Annotated in this window: 10 protein-coding genes and 2 pseudogenes; 4 read left to right on the top strand and 8 right to left on the bottom strand. The window is 54.0% G+C overall.

All coding sequences use genetic code 11. The features are described from left to right. From ACP5J3_RS08770 to ACP5J3_RS08750, 5 genes and pseudogenes are all read right to left on the bottom strand, one after another. Window positions 1-232, bottom strand: a pseudogene (locus tag ACP5J3_RS08770) (exosome complex protein Rrp42); the annotation flags it as partial. 1 nt (window position 233) lies between these two features. Continuing rightward, on the bottom strand, window positions 234-974 hold the full coding sequence (gene rrp41 / locus ACP5J3_RS08765; protein ID WP_428495340.1) for an exosome complex exonuclease Rrp41: 741 nt from the start codon (window positions 972-974) through the stop codon (window positions 234-236). Then, window positions 971-1,678, bottom strand: a complete 708-nt coding sequence (rrp4, locus tag ACP5J3_RS08760) for an exosome complex RNA-binding protein Rrp4 (protein WP_428495339.1) — start codon at window positions 1,676-1,678, stop codon at window positions 971-973. The genes rrp41 and rrp4 overlap by 4 nt, the downstream gene beginning before the upstream one ends. Next, on the bottom strand, window positions 1,678-2,376 hold the full coding sequence (locus tag ACP5J3_RS08755) for a ribosome assembly factor SBDS (protein WP_014287726.1): 699 nt from the start codon (window positions 2,374-2,376) through the stop codon (window positions 1,678-1,680). The genes rrp4 and ACP5J3_RS08755 overlap by 1 nt, the downstream gene beginning before the upstream one ends. Before the next feature lie 11 nt (window positions 2,377-2,387). Next, the gene (locus ACP5J3_RS08750) at window positions 2,388-3,281 is read right to left on the bottom strand and encodes a thiamine-phosphate synthase family protein (protein WP_428495338.1); all 894 of its coding nucleotides are present in this window, start codon (window positions 3,279-3,281) and stop codon (window positions 2,388-2,390) included. A gap of 38 nt (window positions 3,282-3,319) precedes the next feature. On the opposite strand from ACP5J3_RS08750, the gene ACP5J3_RS08745 reads away from it, so the two are divergent. Beyond that, window positions 3,320-4,243: a hypothetical protein gene (locus ACP5J3_RS08745; protein WP_428495337.1), complete on the top strand. Its 924-nt coding sequence runs from the start codon at window positions 3,320-3,322 to the stop codon at window positions 4,241-4,243. Window positions 4,244-4,268: 25 nt separating this feature from the next. On the opposite strand, the gene ACP5J3_RS08740 is transcribed toward ACP5J3_RS08745, so the two are convergent. Together ACP5J3_RS08740 and ACP5J3_RS08735 are read right to left on the bottom strand one after the other, a co-directional pair. Then, window positions 4,269-4,493: a hypothetical protein gene (locus ACP5J3_RS08740; protein ID WP_014287729.1), complete on the bottom strand. Its 225-nt coding sequence runs from the start codon at window positions 4,491-4,493 to the stop codon at window positions 4,269-4,271. A gap of 14 nt (window positions 4,494-4,507) precedes the next feature. After that, on the bottom strand, window positions 4,508-4,924 hold the full coding sequence (locus ACP5J3_RS08735; RefSeq protein ID WP_428495336.1) for an RNA-binding domain-containing protein: 417 nt from the start codon (window positions 4,922-4,924) through the stop codon (window positions 4,508-4,510). Window positions 4,925-4,971: 47 nt separating this feature from the next. Between ACP5J3_RS08735 and ACP5J3_RS08730 the strand changes: the two genes are divergently transcribed. After that, a complete protein-coding gene (locus tag ACP5J3_RS08730; RefSeq protein WP_263242828.1) occupies window positions 4,972-5,235 on the top strand; it encodes a hypothetical protein in 264 nt (87 codons plus the stop codon). Here ACP5J3_RS08730 and psmA read toward each other — a convergent pair. Continuing rightward, entirely contained in the window at window positions 5,232-5,963 is a 732-nt protein-coding gene (psmA, locus tag ACP5J3_RS08725; RefSeq protein ID WP_428495335.1) for an archaeal proteasome endopeptidase complex subunit alpha, read from the bottom strand. The two genes, ACP5J3_RS08730 and psmA, sit on opposite strands and share 4 nt — an antisense overlap. Before the next feature lie 163 nt (window positions 5,964-6,126). Between psmA and ACP5J3_RS08720 the strand changes: the two genes are divergently transcribed. Beyond that, on the top strand, window positions 6,127-7,707 hold the full coding sequence (locus ACP5J3_RS08720; protein WP_428495341.1) for a DNA topoisomerase VI subunit B: 1,581 nt from the start codon (window positions 6,127-6,129) through the stop codon (window positions 7,705-7,707). Between the two features lie 40 nt (window positions 7,708-7,747). Further along, window positions 7,748-8,269: pseudogene (locus ACP5J3_RS08715) on the top strand (DNA topoisomerase IV subunit A); the annotation flags it as partial.

The following is an 8,269-nucleotide window of genomic DNA, read 5'->3' as shown; positions in this document are numbered from 1 at the left end:
CGGGGAAGGGCTGGCCCAGCCCCACCTTGACGCCGGCGACTACATGTGTCTTGCCTAGCCTAACCTCGGCGAAGCCGTCGGCGGTCTTCACAACGCCGGTTTTTATCTCCACATCTCTTATCTGGTCAGACCCCCTCCCGTCTATCCTGTACTTGGTGGCGAGGAGTTTTCTGATCTGCTCCCGCCTGAGGTATGAGATAAACCGCTTCCCGTAGGGGCTTATCGACGCCATGCTACCTCCCGTATATCTCCTCGGCGACTGACATGTATTTAGTCTTCAACGCGTCTCTTGCTATTTGGTAGACGTGCTCCGCGCCTCTCACGGCGAGGTTGAGCGCTTGGAGGAACGCCTCTCTTGTCCACGCCCCGTCTAGCTGGAGGAGGGTGAATCTCTTTAGGTTGGGCATGTAGCCCACGGGAAGGTCCCCCTCGCCGTATTGATCCTCGAGCCCGTTGAGGTCTAGCACCACGGTGCCGTCGACAAGCCCTACCGATACGCCTATTACCAAGTCTCTCATGTATATGCCGGCGTCTGCCAGCGCCAGCGACGCCGCCGTTAGTGAGGCCACTCTGGTGGATCCGTCTGCCTGTAGTATTTCGACGAAGACGTCGATCCTCGACCTGGGGTACTGCTCCAGCACTATGGCTGGCTCAAGCGCCTCCCTCAACACCTTGCTAATCTCTATCTCGCGCCTGCTGGGGGTGGGGCTCTTCCTCTCGTCCTTGGTGCTGAAGGGGGCCATGTGGTACCTGACGCGCATAACCCCGCGGTCGGGGAGCGAGAGGTGTCTGGGGTGCATCTCCCGCGGGCCGTACACGGCGGCCACGGCGGTGGTGGTGCCGTAGGAAACCATGGCTGAGCCGTCGGCGTTGCTCACGACCCCCACGGAGATCTTCACCTCCCTCATCTGGTCGGGCGCCCTCCCGTCCGCCCTCACGCCGTTTTGAAGTAAAGGTACAGGCGGCTTCTTCATACGGCGCCTTGTTGCCTCTGCGTTTTATATTTTTCTACCTCCGCCCTTATCCTGTCTGTGAGGCCCATGACGTGGCTCTCCGCCTCGATCTTCCTGACAAGCGTAGCCAGAAACACCTCGTCTCTTGTATCTCTACACCTTATCCACACCCTGCCGTTCTGCCCGACTATTATGTCGCACCCCACCTCCATCAACGTGTTGAGCATGCTACCCCTCTTTCCGATTAGCCGCGGGACTTTTACAGGAGTTATTTCCACGACCGTCCCGCTCTCCACCTTGCCGACGCGCTCCTCCTTCAGCGTGAGGATTATGGGATACTCATCTGTTAAATCGACGTCCTTGACCTTGGCAATTACCACGTCTCCTATGTTGAGGAAGGTTGTCAGCGGCGTGGTCTCGAGATCTACGTGTCTATGCAACGCCTCGCTTACGGGGAGGTAGGCGGGCATGAAGGACCTCACGTCGATCTCCCAGCCAGTGGCTAAGACGTCTGTAACGTAGCCCACCACGACGTCTCCCTTCTTCGGCTTGTACGTCCCCTCGAGCGGGACCACAACCACGCCGTCCTCCCGAAACTCCACAAGGCCAACCACTAGACTTCTGTACCTACCGTTGTCCACATACACCGGCCCCTCGACTTTGCTGTCTGTCGTGGCTATTACATCACCTGGAAATATCAACTGGCGTGGGGTTACGAAGTACATTAGTATACTATTTCGAGGATTTTGATATCGGCGTCGCCGTGAGTTACGTCGTTTACCCTGGCAATCAAGACGTCTTGCAGACCTGCGGGTAGCTCTAGTACCGCCTCCCACGAGCCGTCGGATCTGTACCTCTCGTTTACTATCCTAGCCATTTTAGCCACCAGCCCCTTTACCTTCTGGGCGTAGGCCGAGGAGATTGATAGGGCTATCCTAGCCGTAGCTATCTTTATTGGGATTATTCTCTGTATCTCCTTTAAGATCTCCTGCACCTGCTCCTCGGCGGACTTAAATGGGTCGATAGATACCCGGGCTTGCTCTAGGGCGTTTTCCACTCTCTGTGGGGGGACCGGCGTCTTCGTCCTCACATCTATACAGTTGCGGGATATCCACTCAATTATCTGCCTCTTCTTATCCTCAATAAGCTTCCTCCTCTGCTCGGCGGTGAGTGGTATCTCGCCCTCTTTTATAATAATCTCGGCGATCTTCCTCACGTCGGAGGTGCCGAACACCTTTCTCAACGCCTGCTCCGAGGCACGTAGCCCCTTCTTGGCGTCTTTGTATATCTCTTCGTGAACCAGCACCTTGTCTATCCCAAGGGGCTTCCCCATCTTTAGCTCCAGCGCCGCGTCTGGATCTATCAATATCTCGAAGTGCTCTCCCCCCTTCTCCAGCTTCGCAACGGCGACTTTTTTAGTCATCGCCTTGTTCTCTAGACGTGTTTATAATCTTTAGGCCCTAGGCACTTCGCCAGCTCAATAACCTTAGTCGCCACGTCGACTGCGTCGATGCCGAAGATGTAGGCGTTAGGCTCAATGCCGCTACCTCCCATGTCGTACACGACGTCGTAGATCCCTTTCTGAAACGCCGCCGTCACGTTGGCGACGATCTCCTCCTCACTGTTGCTAGGCCCTACCTCGGCCACAGAAAACACTTTCCCCGCGCAGTCTCTAGCGACGTACGCCACGTTGGCCACGGCCTTTATCTCTGGGTGTAGCTTATTCACCTCACTTACTAAATTTATTAAGAAGCGGGAGGCTCCTGGTCTAGGCCTCCCCCGCGCCATGATCTGGGCGCCCTCTACGTAGATCCTGCCCGGGTACCCGACGCCGCCCTCGGGGCCCAGCTCTACTATGTTCATCAACACCTTGGGCACCAGTCTGTAGCAGTCTCTACACCTCCTCAGGAGGTCGAAGGCCATCTCCACCCTCTTTGCCGTCTCTGTATACACCTGGAGATCTCTACATATTTCGCAGTTACCCAGCTCCGGATACGCAGATCTGTGGAGGGGACACAGCCGTAGCGAGGAGAGGAGCCCCACCGAGTAGTTGTTTACATATCGCAGAAACTCCTCCACACTTGCGTACTCCACCAAGGTTGTCAAAGTCCTGAGCAGGCGCTGGAGCTCCTGCCTCTCTAATACCTTTAGCAACTTCTCTTCGTAGAGATGTTTGGGATTTTTGAGATATGAGCTAACTGCTGGTTGCGAAATTCCCAGCAACTGGCCTATACGGCTCTGGGAGTACCCCCTCTCGGCGAGTTGGTGCGCTACCAGCCCCTTCAGGGGCGTCACCACGACCTCAACGACGAACTCTAAGGGCAACACAATACGACATTTTTAATACAATTATAGATTTTCGCTTGATGGTGGACTATGTAGAGGTCGAGATACGCGGCAGGAAGGCGGCTGTGCGCCTCGCCAGCGCGACTTTTATAACGGGGACAGGTAAGTCGACCTTTATCGAGATTATGTATAGAGTTTTGTCCAGCGTGGGTAAAAAACTGCCGAGGGTGGGAGGGGTGTGGAGCTTCTACGCGCAGAGGGGGGATGTGGCTTATTTAATCACGGCGGGCAGAGGCCGTGTAAGACAGTCTGTAGCTGTGGGAGGTGAGGAGTTGGTGTTTGAGTACATCCCCTCAAAAGGCGTACATCGGATAGTGAAGCCTATAAACATGTCAGTAGCTGATGCCGACGTCGTCATCCCGCTGGTTAGGGCTGAGGAGCATGTGTCGATGGTGGCAGATGAGGATATCGAGAGGTTTAACTCCATGCTGGCAACAGCCAGGAAGGCCCTCGGCGTCAAGATACAGCTTCTAGGCCCCTACATAGCCCCCAGGTCTGTGGTAGACGCCGAGGTTAAGAACGTGAATTTACTTGAACGCCATGGACGTAATTTAGCTGCCGTCTTGTCTAATCTAGCGCTTTATAGACCCACGGCGTATGACTCGATAAGGGCCGTCCTCAGGAAGGTGGGCTTCACGGTGTCTGTGGGCTTGGCTAAGCCCGGCAAGATCGGCGCCTTTGTTGCTACTGGCACCTTGAAGATGCCGCTGGGAAAGGCGCCGTGTTCTGTAAAGAGCCTTCTCGCCCTCGCCGTGGCGCTGGAGCTAAAGCCCGACATTCTCGTAGTGGATAACCTAGACTACTGCCTGACGCCCAGCGTAGCGGAGGCGCTCACCTCAATACTTAGACAGAGACCAACTAAATTGGTGGCAGAGGTACATCACAGAGATGTGGTTGACTGGATTGGAGTACCTGACAAGGCCATAGTTGAAATTAGGCTGTAAACGTATACTACACGTAAACTTTGTTTTATGCAACTAGGTTTTTCAACTCGTCGAGAATCCTCAGAAGCTCCTTTAATTCTTCTATTTCTTGCCGAGCCATCTGCTCCGCCCCATGTATAACCTCTTTCGAGGGCCCCCCCACCTCCAGTTCGAAGATTACGTAGTTTACTATAGACCTGGCCCCGGCGCCTTCTAGCCTGTTTGCCACCTCTCTGAGTCTCTTTACTACATCTTCAGGTAGGTATTCCATATGGAGGTTTTTAGCTATCTTTTTAACGCTTCTCTCATCGAGAGAAGAAAACTCCTCATATCGTCGACGGCCAGCGCCCTCCCCCGCACCTCCACGTAGACCACATCGTCGCTGTGGGAAATCTTCAAGACGCCCCTATACGCATACTGTTTGTCAAATTTTGCATATAGCCTAGTCCCCTCTATACCTGAAAGCATTATTAAAAACTCGATATCGTCAAGCCTCGCCACGATGGACTTCAAGGCTTCCAACGCCTCGCAGTCCTCTAGCCTGACTTGTACTATATTAATGACATTGCCGTGGTGGCCTTTGGCGACTGTCGCGACGTAGCGTCCAGAAACCACGTTTTTAAGTGCTTGTATTACCCTGTCGGGGTCTTCCGTGGCGTGTATGTAGACCCTGGCGTGGAGGAGGGAAACTGGACATGACATGTGTGATACGTGTTGAAACGTATTTAAACCGCTCTGGAGGTGGGCCCGTGAGTGTGTATGTTCTTCAAAGCAGTGATGTGTCTCTTGAGTGCGACATGGAGTACGGCGCTGGCAAGGAAGTCGTGTGTATTGTGAGAGGCGTGGCACAGGAGTGTGTAGAGGGGGCAGTTAAGAGGAGTAGCTACGCCGACTATATGAAAGTCGTGAGGGGGGATGCGACTATGCTGTACATCTCGACGTCGGTATTTAAGGTTGGTAAGACACCGGGGGAGTTGGTGAAGGAGCTTTTCGTATTGCTACGGCTGTGTTAACTCTTTTTAAGTAAGCCTAGCTTAGCCAGCAACGTGGCCACGTCGTCTTGACTCAACTTCTTAACCTTTTTCTCGTCTATAGTTGCATAAGCCACCTCGATGTTGGCGCTGTCTGAGATCTCTACGGCAGACGCCAGCGCCTTCACGGCCAGCTCAACGCAGTCGCCCATTTCTAAGTCGAATTTGTAGTTCTTCTCTAGGTACTCGGTGATTGTGCCCGACTCCGCGCCTATGGCTACGGCGAAGTAGCCTATGTATACTCCTGAGGGGTCTGTCTGGTACAGCCTCGCGCCGTGTCTGTCTATGCCGGCGATTAGGAGGGCGACGCCGAAGGGCCTCGCGCCGCCGAACTGTGTGTACTGTTGCTTCAGGTTACACACAGCCTTTGTCAAAAACTCGACGTCGATAGGCTCGTCGTAAATAAACCGGTGGCTCAGCGCCACGTCGCGGGCGTAGTCTATTAGTATCCGCGCATCGGCGAGGAGGCCGGAGGGAGACGCCGCGACGTGGTCGTCAATTAGATAAATCTTGTCTAGCGACGACGAGTCGAAAAGTGCCGATATTTTCCTTTTCTCTGCGGCGAGCACGACGCCGGATTTACATTTAACCCCCACTGTGGGCCACCCTCTTTTTACAGCCTCGCCAGCGTACTCAACCTGGTAGATTTTACCCTCAGGAGAGAAGATGGTTATTGCTCTATCGTAGCCAGCCATTGCAGGCGGAAACATGCACGCACTGAGATTGTGGTTTTATAAATATAATGACCCAGGGGGATGTCGCGCAGTCTAAAATAGGGCGGCCTAGCGGCGTGCAGTCTCTGTGAATAGCCGCATGTCAGAGGGGCCGGCGTTAAACTTTTAATAATTCACCATGTGGCTCGTCGTGACCTCAATGTACGCTTACGAGGCTCTGCCGGTGGCTGAGTGGTTCCGTAGGAACCGGGAGCTGGCGGGTTTTCACAACCCGACCAGGGCGCTGTACCAGACAATAAGGGAGTTGACGGAGAATTCTCTTGACGCCACGGAGACGTATGGCATACTCCCCACTATACTACTAAGGGTTAACGTAGAGGATGAGCAGAAGGGGTGGGTGTCTGTGTACGCAGAAGACAACGGTATTGGGATACCTGGCAACGAGATCCCAAATGTCTTTGGCCGGGTTTTCTATAGTAGCAAATACCGCATTAAGCAACACAGAGGGGTCTTCGGCCTAGGTCTCAAGATGGTGGTGCTGTACGCCCAGAGCACTACAAACAAGCCGGTTCTAGTGAGATCGGCTACGCTGAAATCCGACAAGATTTTTGAATATCAAATAATGATAGATACCAATAGCAACAGCCCCATTATCCTCGACAAGAGGGAGTATCCGAATAAGTACAGGTGGCACGGCACTGCGGTAAAGGTGTATCTAGAGGGTAACTGGCTAGCCTCCAAAAAGCGTATTGAGGACTATCTAAGGAGAACCGCTATAATTGCCCCCTACGCCGAGATCATCTTCAAAGGGCCTGATTTAGAGCTGTGGCTAAAGAGGAGGACTACCAAACTGCCGCCGGCTCCCAAGGAGGGTCTTCCTCACCCGAGAAGTGTTGACGTCGATACATTAAAGCAGATGATTCAGGAAAGCAGAGGGCTGACGTTGCAGGAATTCCTAATGGAGAACTTCGACGCCGTGGGCGAGGGCACCGCCAAGGCCTTTCTGGAGTGGGCGGGGTTTAACCCAAATATGAAGGTGAGGGCGCTTACACCCGAGGAGTTGGTGAGGCTTGTGGAGAAGATGAAGCAGTACGAGGGGTGGCGGAGACCGCGCTCCGACTGGCTCTCCCCAGCCGGTGCGGAGCTTCTGGAGATAGGCGCCAAGGCCATACTGGGCGCGGAGGCCGTCTTTGCCGTGACGCGGAAGCCGGAGTCCTACGGCGGCCACCCCTTCATTGTCGAGGCGGCTGTGGCGTGGGGCGGGCAGATACCCCCCGGCGACAGGCCGGTGTTGCTCCGCTACGCAAACAAAATCCCGTTGCTCTACGACGAGGGGGCTGACGTCGCGAGGAAAGTCGTCGACGAGTTTAACTGGCAGAATTACAAGGTAAAATTCCCGGCGCCACTCGCAGTCATAATTCATGTCTGTTCCACTAAAATACCTTACGCCTCCGCGGGGAAGGAGGCCATAGCAGAAGTGCCCGAGATAGAGAAGGAGATGCGGCTCGCCTTGAGAGACGCCGCAAAGAAGCTTAGGCTGTACCTCTCGAGAAAGGAGAAGGAGATGGAGATGTTAAACCGCTACATTACGCTTGCCAAGTACATAGACGAGGTAGCCTACAACCTTGCTCTTGTCACGCGGATAGATAAGGAGTCGATAGCTGGGAATCTCCATAAGTTGATTGAGAAGAAGATAGGTCTCACCGTCGATGAATTAGTAAAGCACACCCTATCAATGTCGTCGACACAGCAGGAGATGGCCGAGGCGGCGCCTCAGTAGAGAGTGAAAAAGTTATATTCCGCGCCTAGTTAGGCGATCTGTGAGTAGCCGGGCTGAGTTTCTAAAGCGTCTGGAGGACTGGGGGGCCGCTCTGACCAACTCTATTCTCAAGCTTCAGGAACCTGTGATGGAGATACCGGCGCGTACGCTTAGCAATACTATTTGGGATGAGAAGGCGAGGATGTTGAGACTTGGCCCCGAGAAGTTGCAGAGGAGATTTCTCGACATGAAAGAGGCGAGGCGGTTTATGCAGACAGTCTTGATGTTGCGTCTCATTGTGGAGGCTATTAGGGAGGACGTGTATCCCACGATACGTGATCTCTACTACAACGGGAAGCACACTATAGTCTTTAAGGACCCCCTGGGTAGGACGCATAGAGAGAATACGTGGGATGAGCAAGCAGAGTCCAACGCGGTGATTGAGGATATTGAAGTGGCGGCAAATGTGTTGCGGGAGGAGATGGGAGTATCGGCTGACGTTAAGGGCAAGATCGTGGGGCCTATTGTGGTGAGGTCTCAAGGTTATGAGCTCGACGCCAGTAAGTTCGGCGAGACTGCTCTC

It is taken from the genome of Pyrobaculum sp., assembly GCF_049971835.1.
In the GTDB taxonomy this organism is placed as follows: domain Archaea; phylum Thermoproteota; class Thermoprotei; order Thermoproteales; family Thermoproteaceae; genus Pyrobaculum.
The sequence above is the reverse complement of the archived record's forward strand: the minus strand, read 5'-3'. Positions and strand labels throughout refer to the sequence as shown.